The organism is Kribbella sp. NBC_01510, assembly GCF_045040325.1.
In the GTDB taxonomy this organism is placed as follows: Bacteria; Actinomycetota; Actinomycetes; order Propionibacteriales; family Kribbellaceae; genus Kribbella.
The window spans coordinates 4,525,863-4,546,466 of record NZ_CP109418.1 but is presented as its reverse complement, the minus strand read 5'-3'; the positions used below and the strand labels follow the sequence as shown (position 1 = coordinate 4,546,466).

20 protein-coding genes are annotated in these 20,604 nt (G+C 68.7%); 7 read left to right on the top strand and 13 right to left on the bottom strand.

Annotated elements, in window-relative coordinates:
* Window positions 1-122 precede the first annotated feature (122 nt).
* On the top strand, window positions 123-1,061 hold the full coding sequence (locus tag OG558_RS22795; RefSeq protein WP_405064761.1) for a helix-turn-helix domain-containing protein: 939 nt from the start codon (window positions 123-125) through the stop codon (window positions 1,059-1,061).
* Between the two features lie 1,281 nt (window positions 1,062-2,342).
* Entirely contained in the window at window positions 2,343-2,969 is a 627-nt protein-coding gene (locus OG558_RS22790; protein ID WP_405064760.1) for a diacylglycerol/lipid kinase family protein, read from the top strand.
* Window positions 2,970-3,003: 34 nt separating this feature from the next.
* Here the strand turns inward: OG558_RS22790 and OG558_RS22785 are convergent, their stop codons facing one another.
* From OG558_RS22785 to OG558_RS22745, 9 genes are all read right to left on the bottom strand, one after another.
* Window positions 3,004-3,450 carry a phosphatase PAP2 family protein gene (locus tag OG558_RS22785; RefSeq protein ID WP_405064758.1) on the bottom strand — a complete coding sequence of 149 codons (447 nt, stop codon included), beginning with the start codon at window positions 3,448-3,450 and terminating at the stop codon, window positions 3,004-3,006.
* Window positions 3,429-3,665 (bottom strand): hypothetical protein, encoded by a 237-nt coding sequence (locus OG558_RS22780; protein WP_405064757.1) that lies wholly within the window; start codon window positions 3,663-3,665, stop codon window positions 3,429-3,431. The genes OG558_RS22785 and OG558_RS22780 overlap by 22 nt, the downstream gene beginning before the upstream one ends.
* 228 nt (window positions 3,666-3,893) lie before the next feature.
* Window positions 3,894-4,685 (bottom strand): AMP-binding protein, encoded by a 792-nt coding sequence (locus OG558_RS22775; RefSeq protein WP_405064756.1) that lies wholly within the window; start codon window positions 4,683-4,685, stop codon window positions 3,894-3,896.
* A gap of 13 nt (window positions 4,686-4,698) precedes the next feature.
* Entirely contained in the window at window positions 4,699-5,055 is a 357-nt protein-coding gene (locus tag OG558_RS22770; RefSeq protein ID WP_405064755.1) for a DoxX family protein, read from the bottom strand.
* Window positions 5,052-5,258: a hypothetical protein gene (locus OG558_RS22765; RefSeq protein ID WP_405064754.1), complete on the bottom strand. Its 207-nt coding sequence runs from the start codon at window positions 5,256-5,258 to the stop codon at window positions 5,052-5,054. The genes OG558_RS22770 and OG558_RS22765 overlap by 4 nt, the downstream gene beginning before the upstream one ends.
* Before the next feature lie 111 nt (window positions 5,259-5,369).
* Window positions 5,370-5,816, bottom strand: coding sequence for a hypothetical protein (locus OG558_RS22760; protein WP_405064753.1), 447 nt, complete (start codon window positions 5,814-5,816; stop codon window positions 5,370-5,372).
* Between the two features lie 707 nt (window positions 5,817-6,523).
* Window positions 6,524-7,354: a poly(3-hydroxyalkanoate) depolymerase gene (gene phaZ / locus OG558_RS22755; RefSeq protein ID WP_405064751.1), complete on the bottom strand. Its 831-nt coding sequence runs from the start codon at window positions 7,352-7,354 to the stop codon at window positions 6,524-6,526.
* Window positions 7,351-9,042, bottom strand: a complete 1,692-nt coding sequence (locus tag OG558_RS22750; protein WP_405064750.1) for a PHA/PHB synthase family protein — start codon at window positions 9,040-9,042, stop codon at window positions 7,351-7,353. Before OG558_RS22750 ends, phaZ begins: the two co-directional genes overlap by 4 nt.
* Window positions 9,043-9,373: 331 nt before the next feature.
* A complete protein-coding gene (locus OG558_RS22745) occupies window positions 9,374-10,036 on the bottom strand; it encodes a TetR/AcrR family transcriptional regulator (protein WP_405064749.1) in 663 nt (220 codons plus the stop codon).
* Window positions 10,037-10,179: 143 nt separating this feature from the next.
* Between OG558_RS22745 and OG558_RS22740 the strand changes: the two genes are divergently transcribed.
* Genes OG558_RS22740 through OG558_RS22720 form a run of 5 tightly spaced genes read left to right on the top strand, consistent with a single transcriptional unit; the run spans window position 10,180 to window position 16,010 of the window.
* Window positions 10,180-11,313, top strand: coding sequence for a VOC family protein (locus tag OG558_RS22740; protein ID WP_405072096.1), 1,134 nt, complete (start codon window positions 10,180-10,182; stop codon window positions 11,311-11,313).
* Window positions 11,310-12,248 (top strand): fumarylacetoacetate hydrolase family protein, encoded by a 939-nt coding sequence (locus OG558_RS22735; protein ID WP_405072095.1) that lies wholly within the window; start codon window positions 11,310-11,312, stop codon window positions 12,246-12,248. Before OG558_RS22740 ends, OG558_RS22735 begins: the two co-directional genes overlap by 4 nt.
* Entirely contained in the window at window positions 12,248-14,128 is a 1,881-nt protein-coding gene (locus OG558_RS22730; RefSeq protein ID WP_405072094.1) for an acyl-CoA synthetase, read from the top strand. The genes OG558_RS22735 and OG558_RS22730 overlap by 1 nt, the downstream gene beginning before the upstream one ends.
* Window positions 14,125-14,478: a DoxX family protein gene (locus tag OG558_RS22725; protein WP_405072093.1), complete on the top strand. Its 354-nt coding sequence runs from the start codon at window positions 14,125-14,127 to the stop codon at window positions 14,476-14,478. Before OG558_RS22730 ends, OG558_RS22725 begins: the two co-directional genes overlap by 4 nt.
* Entirely contained in the window at window positions 14,475-16,010 is a 1,536-nt protein-coding gene (locus tag OG558_RS22720; RefSeq protein WP_405072092.1) for a bifunctional 3-(3-hydroxy-phenyl)propionate/3-hydroxycinnamic acid hydroxylase, read from the top strand. The genes OG558_RS22725 and OG558_RS22720 overlap by 4 nt, the downstream gene beginning before the upstream one ends.
* Window positions 16,011-16,541: 531 nt before the next feature.
* Here OG558_RS22720 and OG558_RS22715 read toward each other — a convergent pair.
* From OG558_RS22715 to OG558_RS22700, 4 genes are all read right to left on the bottom strand, one after another.
* A complete protein-coding gene (locus OG558_RS22715; protein ID WP_405072091.1) occupies window positions 16,542-17,483 on the bottom strand; it encodes a magnesium and cobalt transport protein CorA in 942 nt (313 codons plus the stop codon).
* 124 nt (window positions 17,484-17,607) lie between these two features.
* Window positions 17,608-17,892: a DUF308 domain-containing protein gene (locus OG558_RS22710; RefSeq protein ID WP_405072090.1), complete on the bottom strand. Its 285-nt coding sequence runs from the start codon at window positions 17,890-17,892 to the stop codon at window positions 17,608-17,610.
* A gap of 150 nt (window positions 17,893-18,042) precedes the next feature.
* Window positions 18,043-19,275 carry an AI-2E family transporter gene (locus OG558_RS22705; protein WP_405072089.1) on the bottom strand — a complete coding sequence of 411 codons (1,233 nt, stop codon included), beginning with the start codon at window positions 19,273-19,275 and terminating at the stop codon, window positions 18,043-18,045.
* Window positions 19,276-19,464: 189 nt separating this feature from the next.
* Complete coding sequence (locus OG558_RS22700; protein ID WP_405072088.1) at window positions 19,465-19,890, bottom strand: hypothetical protein; 426 nt, start codon at window positions 19,888-19,890, stop codon at window positions 19,465-19,467.
* Window positions 19,891-20,604 lie beyond the last annotated feature (714 nt).

The following is a 20,604-nucleotide window of genomic DNA, read 5'->3' as shown; positions in this document are numbered from 1 at the left end:
TCGCGCCTTGCTCGCGGCACGCTCAGCCTGCGCTCGGGGAGCAGGGGGAACTACGAAGGACTAGGCCCGTGATCCAGATCGTCGACTCGAGGACGATTGCGGCCGGCGTGCGGGCCGAGTCCATGCACGCGGTGGCCGCCAGGATCATTCCGGTCGAGCTCGACTTCCCCGTAACGGGCCCTGTCGTGCGAGGCATGCTCGCCGACATTGGTGCGTTGCGGATCTCCTCCATCCGATCCAACGTCACCAAAGTCGAGCGGAGCCCGCGCCTGGCGCGCGATGATCTGGCACCCAGCCTGATGCTCGGTCTGCAGGTCAGCGGGTCGAGCCTCGTCGTTCAAGAGGGCCGCGAAGCTGTTGTGCGCCCGGGCGACCTGGTGGTGTACAGCTCGACATCTCAGTACACACTGGTCGACTCCGAGGGTTACCGACAGCACCAGTTCCGCATGCCGTTGGAGAAGCTGGCCCTGCCGTGGGATGTCGTGCGGCAGGTAACGGCAACGCGACTGAGTCCTGGACATCCGGTCGCAGACTTGGCCGCGGTCTACTTCCGGCGCCTCGCGGGCCGGCCGAGAGCGTTCGCGGACGCCGGCGCCAACGCGGTAAGCCAGCCCTCGATGGAACTCATCCGGGCAGTGATCAGCACGCACCTTGACGTCACCTCAACGGCGGCCAGGGAATCACTGCGGGCCACGTTGCAGATGCGGATCTTGGAGTACGTGCGTGCGCACCTGGGCGATCCGACCCTCAGCGCCGCTCAAATCGCGGCCGCACACCACATCTCCGTTCGCCACCTGTACAACGTCCTCGCCGCCGGCGGCATCTCCCTCGGCGCGTGGATCCGCAGCCGCCGCCTGGAGGCGTGCCGGGACGAGCTCGGTCGTGGCCTGTCTCAGCACGTCACCATCGCCGCCGTGGCCCGACGCTGGGGATTTCGCGATGCATCCAGCTTCGGGCGCCTCTTCCGCGCCGAGTACGGACTCTCACCACGGGAGTGGCGCGAGACGGCGACGAACGCGCAACCTGCCCGAGCGAGCGACTCCACACCGCGACGTCCGTGAGGATCGTCCGCTGAAGCACCATGCAACAGCGGTACACGCGCGGTCCCGATCAGCTCGAGCTGGCAGCCTCTGCTCGTTCCGCACGAGCCGCAGCGGGTGCCGGTTGTGGCCGGCCTGCATCTCGGCGTCGGCGACGCCGGCTGGTTGACATGTTCAGTGAAGGAACCCGTCCCACTTCAATTCGTAGGGAGCCGCCAGGCATAACGGCCGGGCAGCTGCTCGACAGGCCGGGCCAGCTCCAGTCCGACCGGCCACCCCGCCAGTGTTGCCCTCGGCAAGCGCTTCGCGCCACCCCACGCAGTCTCGCCCCGCGTGCCGAGTCCTGGCCGCATTCGGGCGACGTTGGGGTCGCCCGTCCGAATCGAACCGGCGACCTTCTCATTACGAGGAGGAAGGTCATCTCCACATCTGCCGTCTTCAGACGTGATTCGTTGCAAGGAACCTATCTCCGGTGCCCGTATTTTTCATCCGTATCGGGCAGTTCGCTCCACGAATGGCTCCACGCCGCCGCTACAACTCCCCCGTAGCGCGGGCGCGCAAGCGGCACCCACGGTGATCCTCGCCGCCGCACGACCTCGTCCTCTCCGGCCGCGCCCCGGCGCTTGCCGCGGCCTATGCCGCTACGGACGGCGACGCTGCCGCCGGCGCGGCGATCGACACGCTGCTGCGAATGACCGACTCGGTCGTGGCCACCGCCGTGCGCCGGCGAGGCGTTGCAGGATGTCGGCCCTCGGACTTGTGCCAGGTGAGCGTTTTGGGGTTTCCAGGTCTCGACCCAGCTGCGATTGTCGGCGGAGAGATCTTTGACGGTGTGGTGGGCTGAGCGTTGCACTGCACCACTGGTTACGCCGTCTTCGGCGTGGAAGTGGGGGCCGGGATCCCGTCATCGATGGCAGGTGATTTGCGACTAGCAGGCTTACCGTCGTTGCGCGAGAATGTCGTGGATGGTGTCGGAGCTGTCGCGTCCTGGCTGGCGGTCCTCGGATCCCCCGCAACGACCGGTGTTGTTTGTCAACCCGAGATCTGGCGGGGGCACGGCCGCACGCGCTGCGGTTGCCGAGCGGGCACGCGACCGAGGGATCAAGACCGTCATCTTTGCGCCGAGCCAGAGCCTGGAAGCGCTGGCCGGGAAACCGTGGCCGATGGTGCGGACGCGCTGGGAGTTGCCGGTGGCGACGGGTCGCTGGCGGTCGTGGCCGCGGCAGCCGGCACGCATGGGCTTCCTTTCCGTTCGTGTGTGTGCCGGCCGGGACGCGCAACCACTTCGCTCTCGATCTCGGGGTGGATCCGCACGATGCGCTCGGCGCGCTCGAGGCGTTCACAGGTGGGCTCGAGCGCCTGATCGACGTGGCGGAGGTGAATGGCCGCCTGTTTCTCAACAACGTCTCGCTGGGTATCTACGGCGACGCCGTCCGCAGTCCCGGCTACCGCGATGCCAAGATGCGCACGCTCCTGGAGACCGCCGAGAAGGTGCTCGGCCCAAGCGCAGAGGTGCCAGCGCTGCGCCTGGTTGACGATATCGGGCGCGAGCACCAGCATCTCGCGGTTGTGCTCGTGTCGAACAACCCGTACACGCTCGATCGCCCGCTGATGCCCGGTGCTCGTCCGGCCCTCGACAGCGGCCGCCTCGGGATCATCGTTCTCGACGCGCCCGGCGCGGCCCCGCGCCCCATGGGGGCTGCCCCCCACAGTCCAGGGCGAGCGTGGAGCGCGCCCCGTCTGGACGTCAGCGCGCTGACACCGGTACACGCCGGGATTGGTGGCGAGGCGATCGATCTAAGCCCGCCGCTGCACTTCGCTATCCGGCCCAGGGCTCTGCGAGTCCGAATCTCGCCACGCCATTTAGGCATGCCACCATCGGCGCAGTTGTCGCCTCCCAGGCAAACGCGGCCGCTGCCAGAGGGCTGATACCGAGAAGGTGCTGGCCCGTCAGGGCTGCCGATTACGCACGTTCGCGGTTCGGGTCCTGCACTCGGTAGATGCGGTCGCATCCTGCAGCGACTGTCGCTGCGGTTCCGGCCCCCACGATGGAACCAATGATCATCTCACCCGGATAGTGCACGCCGGTGTGGACTCGCGAGTAGGCGACGCCGCCTGCCAGCAACCGGATCGGCACGGCGAGGCCTGGCAGGTGCCGGCCGATCGCGTAGGCGAACGCGAACGCCGACGCGGCGTGGCCGGACGGGAAAGAGTCGGATTCCGGCGTCGGTACACGGCGGGCCGCAGACATGGCGTGTTCGGCGCGATCCGGGCGCCGCCGCTGGGCAAGCGGCTTGATGCCGAGATTCACGGTCGCCGAGGTCACCCCGATCGCCAGCACGCCCTCCAGCGCCGCGCGGCGTCCACGCCTGCCACCGAGCACGGCGATCACGGCGGCGATAGTGGCCATAGCCGCGAGTAGTTCGCCGCGTTCGAGAGCCGGCGAGCGGGGCCGTCCAGCTCCGGGGTGGGGGTATCCGCCACAGCCTCATACACCGCCAGGTCCACCGCCCCCAGCTCACGCAACGCCGCGACCCACACGGATTCGGCGCCCCGCCGCACCTCAACCCGCCGCGCCAGCGCGTCCGCGACGCTCTGTTGCTGTGTGCCAGCAGGGGAGGACATGAGGAGGATCCTTCGATTCGCTGGTGGCCGGACATGAGGTGCCAGCGCGCAGCACCCAGGCAAGACCAAGGCTAGACCGGACCTGGCGGTCAGCGCCTACGGCCACCCAGCAGTGGCGGCGCCGCCGAGCGCACCCGGATCCATGGGCGGCACCGCGAAAGACGCGCTCGACACCGCCTGCGGCCTCTACCTCGCCGACCCCACCGCCTGGACCTGACCCCCGACGAACTAACGGAGATGCCCACTCGCCAATGGCTGGGCGCGACCGTCCTGCACCGGGTAGAAGAGCACCGGCGATGACGGAGACAGGATGCCACCGACCACGTCGCTATGGCCGTCTCTCAGCTTCACCGGGACTGGCCTGCGAGACGTCGGTGTCGGCAAGCGCGGCAGCAGCGCGGGCGGCGTGGATCGTGTCCCTATCCGCTCGCCGCTGAGGACCCTGGCGGCGTTGATCAGGGCCCGTGCGGTGACCGCCTGGTTGCGGTTCAGGCAGCCGTGCGTGAGTTCGGCGCCCTTTGGCTTGCCGGTAGTGCCGGAGGTGTAGAGGATGACCGCGATGTCGTCGTCGGACCGGCAGACCGGGTCAATCGCCGGCGGCGTCGCTGCCAGCGCGGCTTGGAAGTCCCAGTCCCCGGGCGCGACCGCCAGGCAGTTGGGGCCTGCGGCCTTCGCACCTGCCTCCGCCTCGGCGGCACAGTCGTGCCAGGCAAGCAGCAGTTTGGCGGCGGAGTCGCGGAGGTAGTACTCCACCTCGCGCGCCTTGAGCAGCGGGTTCATCGGCACGACGACCCCGCCGGCGCGGAGGATGCCGTAGTACGAGATCGCGAAATGCACGTTGGGAAGCATCAGCCCGACGCGGTCGCCAGGCTCGAGGCCGCTGCCGCGCAGCAGCGTGACCATTCGGGACGCGGCGTCGTCCAGGGCCGCGTACGTCAGCACGTGGTCATCCATCCGGACGGCTGGGTGGTCCGGGTATATCGAGGCGGATTCGGTGAGGTTCTGGCTGAGGTTGGTCATGTCGGCCTCTTCGTCAGATCTTGCCGAGTGCGAGCCACAGATAGGCCACGAGCAGCACGATGACGACGAGCGCTGGTGCCATCTCGGCTACGCCGTCGTGCTGGCGCAGGTGCGCGCCGAGGGCTCCAACCATGAGGAGCAGCAAACCCGCTGCGGCGAGCAGGCCGAGCGGGGGTATCGCGAGGCCGATCAGGACTCCTGCGGCACCCGCGACCTCCAGGACCCCGATGCGCTGGTAGGCACCGACACTGAAGCCAACATGCGCGGCCCGGGCCTGCATCGACGGAACGGCTCGGATCTTGCTTGCGCCCAGCACCGCAAAGGCGACAGCGATGAGCGCGGCCAAGCAAACAAGGAGTGCGGCAGTCATGGCTGGATCTCCAACTTCCAGGGAATGGTGAATGCGTCGACGACACCCTTGCCTGCTGCTCGGTCGACCGCGTCCCGATCCAGATCCGGCTTCTCGAACTCCAGCCAGGCGAGGTCGTGCACCTTGACCGCCGACGCGTCCTGGGCGGCGCCGGCCCGCATCGTGTCGGGCACCGGGTCGGGGGTCTTCATGTCGTTAGCCATTGCAAACTTCCTTTGGGTGATGCCGCCCGGGCAGGTCGTCAAACATTCCTGCCCGGCGCGGAGGGCTGTAAGGAGAACTGGGGCTTCGTGGCCACCGGTCCGATTCGGGGACTACGAGTTGTCTGCGGCTTTGGCGAGCTTGTCGGCGTAGGCGCGGGCGTGGATGGAATCGAGGATGACCAGCTGCGCGTTGTCGACCGCCCAGTCGGCGAAGTCGAGGGCTTCGGCCGCGTCAGCTTCTGCCCAGTCGGCGTCGTCGGCGGCGACCTTGGCGTCCATGTGGCGGGTCCGCTTGTCCATGTTTGCCTTGACGTCGCTCATCTTGTCCGCGGCGTCGGCCCTTACCTGCGCCCACTTCGCCCGAGCGCTGCCGGCGGCCTGCGAGGTCTCCTGCCGTGCGTTCTGGGCCGACTGGTCCAGGTTGGACTGAGCCCGATCGATCCGCTCCTTGAGTTGCGCTTCGGACTCGGTCGCGGCCGTCTGCACCGCCGACTTCGCCGTCGCAACCCGCTTCTGCAGATCATCCAGCCGCGTGGAGAAGTTCGTGTGCTGCGTCATGAGCTACCACCTTCGTTAGATTCGGGCCCAATGAGAGCCTCTTGTAATGTTTCTGCAGTCCTGACGATATCGTCAGTACTGCAATCTGGTCAAGCGGTCATGGCGAAGACATGACGAAATCCTCAGTTAGCTGCTCGTCCGCGATCGGCACTCTGGTCGAGCGGACCATCCGTTCACGCTGCTGCACCTGCCCGCATGGACGGCTACGACCGCCCGGCAGACCGAACCGTCGCCCGCGTCATCGGTCCCAGCGCCAAGGACCGCCGATGAACTGGTCGTCGCCTCACTCGGAGAGATCGTGCATGCCCGCTCCGGCGACAAGGGCGGCGACGCGAATCTCGGCTTGTAGGTATGCGACTGTGAGGCCTGGGTCTGGCTCAAGTCGACCCTCACCATCGACGAGCTCCGCCCAGCTCCTTCCGGAAACGCGTGAGTTGGCAAATCTCGCGCTGCGAACTGCCTAACCTGGGCGCGGTGAACTTCGTCATCCGGGGACTCCTCGGGGCCGGCGCCACCTCGACTCTGCGGCTGGACGCGCCGGCAAGGCGCTCGGTGAATGACTGCGCTCACGCAGCACCGAGGTGTCGCATCCGTTGGTGAAGACGTAGCTCGACGGACAGCTCGATGCGCGTACGTCGACGGCCAGAAGAAGTTGCGATCCTGTGTTCGCCGAGCGAACGGACCTCGGGAGAGCGGGCAGCGAGCCGTCAGTGGCTCGATGAGATCCCATCGGCTCTGGGTGCGGTCAGGAACCGCGAGACGAGCGGGCCGAGCTCGTCGGCGGCGGTGAGCAGGCCGAGGTGGCCGTCGTCGAAGACGTGCAGTGTGGCGTTGGGTAGCAACGCCCGCATGATCCGCGCGTTCACCAGCGGGATCATCGGGTCGTCGTTCCCGGCGAGGACGAGGGTGGGCTGCCGGATGAGTGGCAGAGCCGGGAGGCTCGACCAGCCGAGCCCGGCGAGGAGCTGGAGGGAGTAACCGGTCCTGGACCCGAGGCGCTCCTGGTCGTACACCACGTGCTTCACCTCGTCGGGCTGCCGGCGCATCCGGCCGCCGTACAGCACCGGTGCGATGGCCTTTGCGTACGCCGGGTCGCGGTAGCGCCTCGGGGTGAGCATCTTCCTGAGCACGCTGAGGCGGGCCGGGACCATCAGCATGCCGGTCCCGGTGCTGACCAGCACCAGTCGTCGACAGCGACGTGGGTATTGGAAGGCCAGCTGTTGGGCCAGGCCGCCGCCCCACGAGATGCCGAGGGCGTCGAACCCGTCGTAGCCGAGCCGGTCGACCAGCGTCCCGACGAGCCACGCGAGCATCGCGAAGTTGAACGGCACCTTCGGCATCGGGGAACCACCCACGCCCGGTACGTCGAACCGGACCACCTCGATCCGCGGGTCGACCTCGTCGACGAACGGCTGGAGCAGGTCGAGGCTGGCCCCGATGCCGTTGCAGAGCACCAGCGGCGGCCCCGGTGCCGTGCCCGGCCGGACGGCAACCCGGACGTCGTGGCCGAGGACACGGACCCGGAGGAACCTGGTCACTTGTCGAAGACGTAGGTGCCGGGCGCCTCCGCGAGCACGCTCAGGCGGTGAGACCCGAGCGCCTTGGGTGCCGGACGCTGCGCGCCGCAGCGTTCGTCGAGCCACAGACCGAGGTCGGTCCACCAGGTGTCTGGGTGGACGTCGGAGCCCTCGAGCCAGACCTTGGCGTCGGAGGTCAGGTCGTCGTTGGTGTGGAAGGACGCCTTGGGGTTGCCCGGCGGGTTGACCAGGGCAGCGATGTGACCACTGGTGGACAGCACGAAGCGGGTCGTGCCGCCGAAGAGCTGGGCGCTGCGGTAGCAGTTCTCCCACGGGGTGATGTGGTCGGCGATGGCCGCCAGCACGTAGGAGTCGACTGTGATCCTGCCGAGGTCGATCGGCACGCCGAGGACGGTGAGGGTGCCGGGCCGGGTCAGGGAGTTCTCCATCGCCAGGTCGACGAAGTCGGCGTGCAGTGCGGCGGTCATCCGAGTGGTGTCGGAGTTCCAGAACAGGATGTCGAACGCCGGCGGTCGCTTGCCGAGCAGGTAGTTGTTGACCCAGTAGTTCCAGACCAGGTCGCCGGGCCGGAGCCACGCGAACACCTCGGCCAGCGCCCGGCCGTCGAGGTATCCCTTGCGCGCCGACTTCGCCTTGGCCCGGCCCGCCAACCTCTCGTCGACGAGGGCGGACACCGTTCCGGCATCGTGGTTGTCGATGACCGTCATTGCCAGGCAGAGCGCGGCCAGCCGGTCCTGCCGGCCGATACCGGCGAGGTAGGCCGCTGTCATGCTCGCGAGGATGCCGCCGGAGCACACTCCACCGAGCACCGTCCGCGTACTGCCCGTGATGTCCTCGACGGCGTCCAGGGCGTCCAGGATGGCACGAACATAGGTGTCGAGGTTCCAGGAGGCGTGCCGCGAGTCCGGGTTACGCCAGGAGACGACGAACATCTGCCTGCCCTGCCGGACGCCGAACTCCACGAGGCTGCGCTGCGGGGCGAGGTCGAGCGCGTAGAACTTGTTGATCGTGGGCGGGATCACCAGCGTCGGCACCTCGGAGACCTCGTCGGTCTGCGGTGCGTACTGGATCAGCTCCAGCACCTCGTTGCGAAAGACGACCCCGCCCGGCGTCGCGGCGATGTTGTCGCCCAGGACGAAGCCGCTGCCGTCGACCATCTCCGGCAAACGGGGGGCCGAGGACAGGTCCGTCACCAGCTGCTTGCCCCCGCGCACCAGGCTCAGCCCGGCAGTATCTATGACGGCCTTGGCCGAGGCCGGGTTGACCAGCGGGACGTTACTGGGAGCGGTCGCCTGGATGACGTTCTCGAAGAAGAACCGCACGCGCTTGCGGTCGCGTGGGTCGAGGTCGGCGTCGATCAGCAGCTGCTCGACGGTCTGCCCACCGGCCAGGTAGAGCTGGACCAGCCGCTTCAGCAACGGGTTGTCGGTCCACGCGATATCGGTGAACCTGCGGTCCCCGCGGTGCGGCGCGAGCCTCGAGGCGCCGGTGAGGATGCGCCGAGCCTCGGCGCCCAGCCCGCCCAGCCGCCGCGCGGTGATGTCCGGCTTGCGCGCGAGAGAGACCGCCCACTTCGCGGTCGACATGTCGGGGACGAAGCGGCGTACCGGGCCGAGGGCGGCGTCGACCAGAAGTACGTCGGGGGAAGCAGCGCTCTCGGTGAGCCTGGAGGTGGTGGCGGTGTTCATCGAAGGATCTCCTCGTGGTCACAGGTGGCGACCTTCGCAGGTGGTTCCCGGTTATCGCCGCCAATTGACTGAAGGATACCTCGGGAGTGACGATTTCGTCAGTATGGTTAGTCCGGCGTAGCGGGAGAGGTGTGGGCGACGTCGCGGGAGACAGGCAGGCGAGCGGCCAGGCCGAGGAGGCGCGCAGCGTCCAGGCGCCGTCCGAGCCGACGCCACCGCGGAAGGCTTGGCGCACCGAGGGTCCGGAGGGGATCCGGGCGCGCCGCGGTTGCGGCTGCCCGTCGTGCGCTGGTAGCTGGTCGACCCCGGGCCGCGGGGGCGAATTGAAGCGTCAGGCCGCCGAGCCGTCGCCTCGAACGGCGCCGATCTCCGGCAGCGGCAGCGAGCAGATCCGCTGCGCCTGCCGCCGCGTGATGCCGAACATCCGCAGCAGGTCCGCGGTCAACCGGTCGGTGGTCTCCTCGACGTCGCGCTCCGGCTGGTCGTGCAGCAGCTGACCGAGGGCGATCAGGGCGCCGGCAGCCATCGTGACTGCGACGTCGAGGTCCTCGACGTCGAAGCGGCCGGCATCCACGGCGGCCGCGATGTCGCGCCGGGCGCGCGGTGCCAGGCCGTTGTCGGCGCTGAGCAGCCGGAGCACGTTGTTGAGCAGGACCCGGCTGAGTTCGGGCTCCCGGCGTTGGAGCCGTCCGGTGAGCCGGAAACTACAGGCGAACACCTCCGCGGGGTCCTCGATGTCGGCGGTCAGGTCGTCGAGTAGCTGACCGTAGCCGTCCATCACTGCCTCGACAGCAGCTTCGAACAGCTGCTCCTTGGTCTCGAAGTGGTTGTAGAAGGAGCCCATCCCGACGTCGGCGGCCTGGGTGATCTCCAGGATCGGAACGTTCGTCCTGCCCTCGGCGATGAGGGTCTGCGCAGCCCGGATGAGGGCCGCTCGGGTCCGGGCCTTGCGACGGTCCAGTCGGTTGGCCTGCTGCGTTGGTGCGTTGCTCATGATCTCCTCGGCGTCTCCATCGGTGGGTGGCGTGCACCCATTCTAACGTGATGCTGTCAGAAATGACGTTTTCCTCAAATGCTCTTGACTGAGCATATACTCGTGAGTGACGATATCGTCAGAAACGAATCGAGGAGCAGCAGATGACCAGTCACCACGGGACTCACAACGACCTACACAGCGAGCGGGGTGCGCTGCCCGCCGAGCACCCGGGGCGTGCGAAGAACCCCGTCATCAAGGTGCTCGATCTGGCCTGGCTCCAGTTCGTCAAGCCCGACCTGGTCGCCTCGGAGCGCTTCGCGCACGCGTTCGGGTTCACCACGGTGAGCCGGACGGCGGACGAGTTGCTGTTGCGCGGGACCGACGCCGGCGATCCGTGTGTGGTCGTCCGGCGCGGACCCTGCTCGAGGTACCTCGGTGCGGCCTTCCGGGCGGCGGACTCCACCGATTTGGTGCGGCTCGCCGACGCCACCGGGACGAGGGTCGAGAAGCTGCCGGAGCACCTGGGCGGGTTCACTGTGGACCTGAGCGACCCGAGTGGGGTCATGGTCCGGGTTGTCGCCGACACCCACGAGCTCGCAACCCTGCCGCCCCAGTCGACGCAGGTGTTGAACTCCGGGCACGATGTGCGGCGTGCCAACGCTACGCAGCGCCCGCCGCGTGAGCCCGCGAAGGTCCAGCGGCTGGGCCATGTCGTGCTGCAGACCACGAGGTACATCGAGTCCCTGAACTGGTATCTGGAGAATCTCGGTCTGATCGTCAGCGACTTCAAGTACTACGAGGGGCAGCGCGAGCGCGGCCCCACGATGAGCTTCATCCGCTGTGACCGAGGCATGACTCCCACCGACCACCACACGCTGGCGATGATGCTCGGTCCCAGTAACCGGTACGTGCACTCGGCGTACCAGGTCGGGGACCTGGACGCGATGGCCGCGGGCGGGGAGTACCTCCGCGAGCTGGGCTTCCATCGCTCGTGGGGGATCGGTCGTCACATCGAGGGTAGCCAGATCTTCGATTACTGGCGCGACCCGGACGGGCTGCTGGTCGAGCACTTCGCCGACGGTGACCTGTTCGACTGCACCCTCGAGCCTGGTTGGTCCCCGATGACGGTGTCCGGGCTGGCCCAGTGGGGACCGCCGGCCACCAAGGACTTCCTGGGTCTCACCCCGGGACGAGAGACGTTGCACGAGCTGGTGTCGATGGCTCGCTCGCTGCGTGACGACAACGAGTTCGACCTGACCCGCCTGCGCGGCCTCCTGAAAGTGACGAGTTCATGAGCACCACGATCCTTCGTACGCCCGACGCCTGGTGGGTCCGCACTCCCGGCGGCGCCGCCCGCATCGACACCGACGCCACGACCACCAGCAAGCTGCTCGCCGAGCCCGAGCAGATCGAGGCCACCCGGGGCAGCAGAACAACCGTCGACCCGGCCAGCCTCGAGCTGGTGTCCCCGGTGACGGCGCCCTGCCGGGTGGTGGCGCAGATGACGAACTTCGCCAGCCATGTGAAGGACTCAGGGCTCGACCCGGACACCATCCCGCTGACGTTCTTCCGCAAGACGTCGGGCTCGATCAGCGGCCCCTTCGACGACATCATCCGCCCCGAGCACGTGCGCTGCCTGGACTACGAGGTCGAGATCGGCCTGGTGATCGGCCGAGAGCTGCGAGTGGGTACGCAGGTCACGGCAGACAACTGGGCCTCGTTCGTGGCCGGCCTGGTGGTGACCAACGACGTCTCGGCCCGCGACGTGCAGCTGCCCAAGACGCAGTTCTTCGAGTCCAAGTCGTACCCGACCTTCACGCCGGTGGGACCGTCGCTGGTCCTGCTCGACGACGACGAGCTCAAGCGGTTCGGCGACCTACGCCTGCGCCTCTGGGTCAACGGCGAACTGCGCCAGGACTCGGTCGTCGACGACGACATGGTCTACTCCCCGCTGAAGGCGCTGCAGGCGCTGAGCCGGTTCCAGCGGCTGGACGCGGGTGACCTGCTGCTCACCGGGACCCCGGAGGGCACCGCCCTGAGCGCACCACCCAAGCCGCTCGAAATCATCGCCACATTCTTGCCGCCCGCAGTGAAGTGGAAGATCTTCTTCCAGCGGCAGGCCCAGAACCCCAAGTACCTGAAGCACGGCGACGTCGTCGAAGTCACCATCGGCACCGACGACGGTGCGATCGACCTCGGCCGGCAGCGCACCGTGGTGAGGAGCGACTGATGCGCGACCGCCTCTGGCCGACGTACGACACGCCGGACGACCTCGCGGGGATCGAGGCCGTGCCGCTGGGCGACCGTTGCCTGCCGGGCACGACGTACGAGCTCCTCTTCCGGGCCGCCCGGCTGTGGCCGGACCGCGTCGCCCTGTCGGTGCTCCCGGACGGCGAACGGTGGGAGCAGCCGGCGGAGCGAACCTACGCCGAGCTGCTGGGCGACGTACATCGCTACGCCAACGTGCTCCACGCCCTGGGGGTGCGCCGGACCGACGGGGTCGCGCTCCTCGCCCCGAACTGCGACGAGCTCATCACCGCAACCCTCGCGGCGGAACTCGCCGGCATCGCCGCGCCGATCAACAGCGGGCTGTCCCGAGAGCACATCGCCGAGCTGCTGCGCAGGTCGGGCGCCCGGGTGCTCGTTGCTGCAGGCCCCGACCTCGCGCCGGAGGTTTGGGAGAGCGCACGGGAGCTCGCCGTCGAGGCCGGGATGGAAGCCCTGCTCGCCCTCGGCCCGACGAGGGTAGGCCCAGGAGGGCCGGAGCTGCACCCGATCGACGGCCTCCGGATTGCCCACGTCTCCGCGCTGGCGGCCGAGCAGCCACCCGACGCCTTCGTCGGGCAGGCGCCCTCGGCCACCGACCTGGCCGCTGTCTTCCACACGGGCGGCACGACCGGCACGCCGAAGCTCGCAGCACACACCCACGCCAACGAGGTCAGCGACGCCTGGATGATCGCTGCCAACGGGCTGCTGAGCGACGCGGTGATGTTCGCTGCGCTGCCGCTATTCCACGTCAACGCCCTCCTCGTCACCGTTCTGGCCCCGCTGTTCAGGGGCCTCAGGGTCATCTGGGCAGGCCCCCTCGGGTACCGCGACCAGGCGCTGTACTCGCGCTTCTGGAAGCTCGTCGAACGCTACGGGGTCACCACGATGAGCGCCGTGCCCACCGTGTACACCGTCCTCGCCGGCTGCCCGGTCGACGCCGACATCAGCAGCCTCCGCTTCGCTGTCGTCGGCGCTTCACCCCTGCCGCCAGCGGTCCGGGACGGCTTCGAATCCGCCACCGGCATCCGGCTGGTCGAGGGCTACGGCCTCACCGAGGCCACGTGCGTCAGCGCACTGAGCTTTCCCCACCATCCGCGGCCCAGATCCGTCGGCCAGCGCCTGCCGTACCAGCAGGCGAAGGCCGTCCAGGTCACCGCCGACGGTGAGTGGACCGACCTACCGGCCGGTCAGGTCGGCGTGCTCGCCATCAGCGGGCCGACCGTCTTCCCCGGCTACGTCACCGACCGTGATCCTGACGGGCCTGTGCTGGACGGACTGGGCAAGCTGCGCGACGGCTGGCTGGACACCGGAGACCTCGCGAGGGTCGACCCGGACGGCTTCATCCACCTCGCCGGCCGAGCCAAGGACCTGATCATCCGGGGCGGCCACAACATCGACCCGGCGGTCATCGAGAACGCGCTGCTGGCGCATCCGGAGGTCACGGCCGCGCAGGCAGTGGGTCGTCCGGACGTGCACGCCGGCGAGGTGCCGGTCGCGTTCGTCACGCTCGCCCCGGGCGCCGACGCGACCCCCGAGGAGCTGCGTGCCTGGGCGTCCGACCACGTGCCCGAGAAGGCGGCGGCACCCAAGGCCGTCACCGTGCTGGACACACTCCCCGTCACCCTCGTCGGCAAGCCGTTCAAACCCGCCCTCCGCGCCGAGGCCACCCGAGAGGCCGTCATCGAAGCGCTCTGTGACATGCCCTCGGTCACCGGCGTCCAGGGAACGGTCGAGGACGGTGCGGTCGTCGTCCTCGTCGGCCTGGCCTCCGGTGCCGACCAGTCCTCGGTCAAGGAAGCACTCGACCGCTTCGCGATCACCTGGAGATTGGAACTGTCATGAACCCGACATCGATCCTTGCGGGCCTTCTCATCGTGGCCTTCGCCGCCCTCGGGTCGGCCAAGCTCGCCGCCGTACCCGCCATGCGCGCAAAGGCCCAACACGTGGGCCTCAGCGTCTCGGCGTACCGACGCCTCGGCTTCGCCGAGGTCCTCGCCGTCATCGGTCTGCTCGTCGGCGCGTTCGTACCGGTGGTCGGTGCCCTGGCCGCCGCGGGACTCCTGATGCTCCTCGGTGGGGCAGTCGTCGCGCACCTGCGCACCGGCGACGGTGTGCGCGAGATCGCCCCGGCCGTCGTCCTCGGCCTGGTGACCCTGACCTTCCTCCTTCTCGTGGTCGGAGACCTTCGATGAATAGGTCTCGGCGGACGAGCACCGACCCGATTCCTGTCGTCATCGTTGGGGCCGGTCCCGTCGGTGTCACCGCCGCCACCCTGCTCGGGCAGTACGGCGTCGACTGCCTCGTGCTTGACCGCTGGGACGGCGTCTACCCGCAGCCGCGCGCCGTCCACCTCGACGACGAGATCTACCGGGTCCTGGTGCGGCTCGGCGTCGGTGAGCAGTTCGCTGCCGTGTCCCGTCCCACCCGCGGGCTGCAGCTGACCGACCGGAACCACCGGGCGTTCGCGGTGTTCGACCGGGCCGGCGACCACGGCCGGCACGGGCACCCGAGAGCCAACCTGTTCGACCAGCCCGAACTCGAGCACCTGCTGCGCACCAACCTCAAGGACCAGACCACGGTCGGCCTGCGCGAGAACGTCGAAGTCACCGACGTCGCCCAGGACGGCCAGGGCCGGGTCCGGGTGGACTTCACCGACCGGCTCACCGGCGAGCACGAGTCCGTGCTGGCCACCCATGTGCTGGGTTGCGACGGAGCCAACAGTGTGGTGCGCACGGCGATCGGTTCGACGATGGAGGACCTTGAGTTCGAGCAGCGCTGGCTGGTGATCGACGTGGCTAGCAAGGTCGAGCTCGACCAGTGGGAAGGCGTGCACCAGGTCTGCGACCCCCAGCGCGCTGCGACATACATGCGCATCGGGGATAGCCGCTATCGCTGGGAGTTCCGTCTGCTCGAGGGCGAGACCGCCGCTGACTTCGACTCCATCGAAGCCCTGCGTCCTCTCATAGGTCCGTGGCTCGAGGGCATCCCGTGCGACAAGCTCGAGCTGGTGCGTGTCGCGGAGTACACCTTCCGGGCCCAGCTGGCCGACCGCTGGCGTGACCGCAACGTGTTTCTCCTCGGCGACGCCGCCCACCTGACGCCGCCGTTCATCGGACAAGGGCTCTGCGCCGGTGTCCGCGACTCCATGAACCTCAGCTGGAAGATTGCAGGGGTCCTCTCCGGCGACCTGCCCGACTCGGTGCTCGACACCTACGAGGTGGAGCGCAAACCGCATGCCCGGGCGCTCATCAAGCTCGCCAAGCTCATTGGTGTCTCCATGACTCAGGGCGGCAGGGCCGGTGACATGCTCCGCAGGGCCATCGCCCCGCGGCTCCACTGGATCCCCGGCCTGCGCGACCGCCTCCTCGATAGCGAGACGCCGCCGCTACGCCGGTCCGCACTGGTAGAAGGACGCGGACTCCGCAAGTCCCTCAACGGACGGCTGTGCCCGAACGCGCTCCTGGCGGATGACATCCGGTACGACGACGTGACCCGTGCCGGCTTCGTGATCGTGACCGGCGTACCGCTCTCGCCTCAGCAGCAGGCGCTACTCGCCGGCCGCGGGACCGAGGTGCTCGAGGTGCAACCCGACTCGCCCCTGTACAACTGGCTCGCAGACGGCAACGCCGCAGCCGCACTCGTGCGGCCGGACTTAACGGTACTGCGAGCCGGACGCGACGTCGCAGGGCTCTGCGCCGCAGCACCGAGGTTCCTGGTTACCTGAGGAACGATTCCGCCCGCAAGACGACGGTCGCGGTCCGGTCCGTCGTCGGCGGCGCACAACGGGTCAGTTCAGGCCGAGCCAGCCGGCGACGGTGATGACCCAGCACGGCGATGGCCAGGACGGCGACCACGCCGACGCAGACGCTGGCGAGAGCCTTCAGGCGGGTCGGTTGGCGGCGACGCCAAGGACGCTGCGCCGGTCGGCCAGGACGAGGATGAACGTTTAGATGATCAGGGTGATTACGCCGTTCAGCAGCTGCATGTTGATCAGTAGTTGGATCAGGTTGCCGGGGGCCTTTCGCCGGAGGGGGGCATCCGCGCCTCGCGAAGCCCTTCAACGGGGTGCGTTCGCGGTCGCCGCGCTCCTTGCAACGTGCGAAGGAGGCCGACGGTGATCGAGTGCCCGTCGATCCGAGCGAGCCGTCGATTTGGTTGCACGTGTGCGCGGAGAAGCGGCCGTTGGTGTGGCGGCAGGTCAAGTCGGACGTCTTCCTGCTGGGCGCCGCTTGAGCGGCTGGCCGGCGTCGGCCAGCTACAGCCAGCCGTAGTGCCGGAAGGCGCGGTACAGTCCCAAGCAGATGGCCACCATCACCACCAGCACCAGCGGGTAGCCGAAGCGCCAGCCCAGCTCGGGCATGTGCCGGAAGTTCATTCCGTAGATGCCGGCGAGCAGGGTTGGGACGGCCCAGATCGCGGCCCAGGCCGAGATCCGGCGCATATCGGTGTTCTGCCGCACCGACACCTCGGCCAGGTAAGCCTGGAGCGCGTTGGCGAGCAGGTTGCCGAGCGCGTCGGCTCCATCGACCAGATGCTGCAGGTGGGGGCGCTGCAGGCGGAAGTGCCGCCTGAACCGGTCGCCGGTGGGCGCTGGCAACTCGGTGGCCAGACGGTCGAGCATCTCGACCAGTGGGGCGGCGGCCCGCCGGAACTCCAGCACCTGCCGGGCGAGGTGGTAGAGGCGCTCGGTCGGCCGGGACCGATCGGCGTTGAAGACGGCCTGCGTGGCCTCGTCGACCGCGTCGTTGAGGGCGCTGAGGACGGGGCCGTAGCGCTCCACGGCATGGTCGAGGACGCAGGTGAGCACCGCCGCCGGGCCGGCGCCGGCCAACTCGGCGTCGGCCCGGAGGTCCTGACTCACCCGCTCCACGGCAGGCTCGTTGCGGTCGACACTGATTACGAAGCCGTCGCCAAGCACCAGCTGGACCCTCGCGAGCCGTACGACTTCCTCGGCGGCCACCCAACTGATCGTGTTGACCTCCGCGAATACCAGCTGGTCGGAAACCTCCAGGGCCGGCCGATTGGCCGACGTGTCCGGGTCTTCGATCAGCGACCCCGGCAGCGCGAACTCGTGCTGGACGGACGCCAACTCCTCCGGGCTGGGGTCGCGCAGGCTGACCCAGACGAACGTGTGGCCGGTCGGCGCGGCACCCTCCGCGCCGCGCCCGTCCTGATACGTGGTTCGCGCGGTGGCCATCACGCTCCCGCCACTTCGTCCAACAGCTGGCCCGCAGCCGTCCGCTTCCGCCGGACGGCGGAAAGCACCGCTCGGTCCCGGTCCGGGCTCGACAAGCATCGCCCAGCATATGGCGCCCTCGCGCTCACGCCTCCTCCTTAGTCCCTGACCTACGCACCTTCACTGCCGCCGGCCGTGGCAGGGAAGCTGGCTTCTCGAAGCGGTGGTGATCAGCCGGCCAGCCGCTCGGCCTCCTTGCCGCCTCACGTAAGGCAAAGGCGGCGAAGATTTCGTTCACCCGGTAGAAGACGGCCCACACCCCGACCACGGTGACCAGGGTCAGCAGCGACCGCCCCCAGGAGCGGACCGCCCAGATTCCCTGGACCGCCTCCCGCAATGGGATCCTCGAGGATGTCTCATCGCGTGTCATCACAGCCTCCCTTGCCGCCCGCCACCGCCGGGGACCCCGATTCCCATGTCCATGAGCTCGCGGCGGTGCGGCTGCTTCTACCTTTGCGGTCGTGCGTCCTGCCACGCCTGCCGTTCGGGGGGTTGTCCTTGCCGGTCTGGAAGCTGGCGCTCAGCTGTCGTTCGGCGCCGCTGGGCCGTCGTTGGCGGGGTCCTCAGGTGATGGGTTGGATCGGCTGGCCAGGACGACATCGACGGCGATGACTTTGATGGTGGCGGCGATCGGGAGGGCGAGCAGTGCGCCGGCGAAGCCCGCCAGGATCCCGCCGGCGAGGGTGCTGATGATGACGGCCGCTGGTGAGAGGTCGATGGAGCTCTTGTACACCCGCGGGGCCAGGAGGTAGTTCTCGAACAGCTGGTAGGCGATGAAGAACAGGACGGTCGCGACGCCGTAGGCGGGTCCTTCGGTCAGGGCGACCAATACCGCCGGCACGGCACCGAGGTAGGCGCCGACCTGCGGGATCAAGTCGGCGACGCCGGCCCACAGGCCCAGCGGTACCGCGTAGTCGATGCGCAGGGCGAGCAGCGCGACCACGGTCGCTGCTGCGCACACGGCCGAAGTGATCAGGTTGCCGGAGACGTAGCCGCCGATCTTGTCGAACGACCGTTGGAGCAGCAGGTCGACGTGGGCGCGGCGGTCCCGGCTGACCAGCTTGGCGATGGTCGCGGGCATGCGCGGCAGCGCGACCATGAAGTAGATGCACAAGATGCCGACGGTGAACACGTCGAAGACGCGGCCGAACGCCGTCCCCGCGGCGCCGACGATCGCGGTGAACGACTCGCCGATCTTGCTCGGAAGGTCGGCGATGAACTGCCTGACTTCGGCCGAGACGCTGGCGTGCCGGAAGGCGTTGCCGAGCCAGTCGTCGCGCCGTTGCAGGTCGGCGAGATAGCCCGGCAGCGCCGCGGCGAACTGCGGCACCTCCCGAGCCAGCAGCGGGATCAGCAACGCCACGAACAAGGCCAGGAACACGACCAGCCCGACGAAGATGATGGCCACCGCCCAGCCCCGGCGGATCCGCAGCTTGCCGAGCCACTGGACGGCCGGATCCAGGCCGATGGCCAGCACGAACGCGAGTAGCGCGAGGAGCAGCACGTGGGAGATCCGCCGCGCCGCGGCGACCACGAGCAGCGTGGCGACGACGGCCAGCGTGGTCCGCACCCAGTACGTCCACGGCGGCCAGACCTGGGACCACGCCGGCCGCCCCGGCGCCGGCGCCGGCGCCGGCTCAGGTCCCGACATGATCGTGGATCCGGTCTGCGCCTGCGCGGCCTCCGCTGGCTCGCTTCGGTCAGGTCTGCCGGGCCTGTGGTCGGCGGTGCCGTCTCCGGGCTCGGTGACCATCCGCACCTCCTGGTCCAGGCGTTACCTTTCGGCCGCCGGTCCGCACTCCGGCTCCAGTCGGTTCCGGCCTAACGGTTCGATCTCCCACCGCGCCGGACGTCGAGATCCGGGCTCGTGCGGCGGATGGGGAGCAGGCGGGAGGGACGCTCGACCCGACCAAGCGTCCCTTTGAAGGCAGCGAAGGCGTGATTATGGAGCGTTTGCTGCGGCCCTGGCCCGCTCGTCGGCGTATGCCCGCGCGTCCATGGCATCGAGGGCTGCGAGCCGCGCGTTCTCGACCGTCCATGCGGCGTAGTCGATGGCGTCGGCTGCGTCCGCTTCGGCCAAGTCCGCGTCGGTGGCGGCCAGGTTGGCGTCGCGCTGCTCGTTACGCTTCTCGACCTTCGCCTTCACATCGTCCATCTTGGCCGACGCGTCAGCCTTCATCTGCGCCCACTTACTCTGCGCCTGCTCGGCGGTATCACCCGCCTTCTGTTCGACATCCTTGCCCGCCTGATCGAGGTCGACCTGGGCCTGGTCGATTCGCGAGCGTAGTTTGTCGCGCGACTCGCCGGCCGCGCTCTTCACCGCGGACAGCCCCTCGGCAGTGCGCTTCTCGAGGGCCTCGAACTGCATGGAGAAATCCATCTCGTTCCCTCCCCTTACTCGACTCCGGAGCCTGCTTCCGACAGATACAGCCAACTCCTGGTGAAGACTCATGACAACCCCGAGCCCGCGATCTTCGAGGTCGACCGGACTCGACCTTGCGCGGGACGCCAGCGCCGCACCTGCGAGCCGGTTCCGCATTGCAGAAGTCCGAGAAAATCAATGACCGCGGGGAGCGCCAGGCAGTTGTTCGCTGGCGGGGTGGCACGTAGCGCGTCGAGGGCACGGCAGGCCCGGGATCGGAAGCCAGGAGGGGAAGACACTCAGCTGGGCTGCGCCGACGAAGTCGGCTCGTCCACGGCCCGCAGGACCGGCTTGCATGCGAGCACACGGCGTCGGCGGGCAGGACAGCGGTGATCGCAGACGAGTCCACGCGACCCCGGAGGCCTGGCCTGGACCGTGTCGGTCACTCGGGCACGCCGCCAGCTGCTGGCCGTCCGGCTACCCCCAGGGTCTACCGACGGCTGGCAGCTTGTCACGGGCTCCCCGCCGGGATCAGCTCATTCGGCAGCGGGTACGGGCGGGTACGTCACGCTCAGCAGTCCAGTGTGGGAACAGCCTGGGAACAAAGAGGTGTCGATCCAAAGCAACTGGAGTCACGATCGGCCGAACTGGTGATGGCTGGCTACGCCTGCAGGGGCGTATGTCGGTAGGGTTGCGTCGGTTTCCTAAACCGTGCGTCGC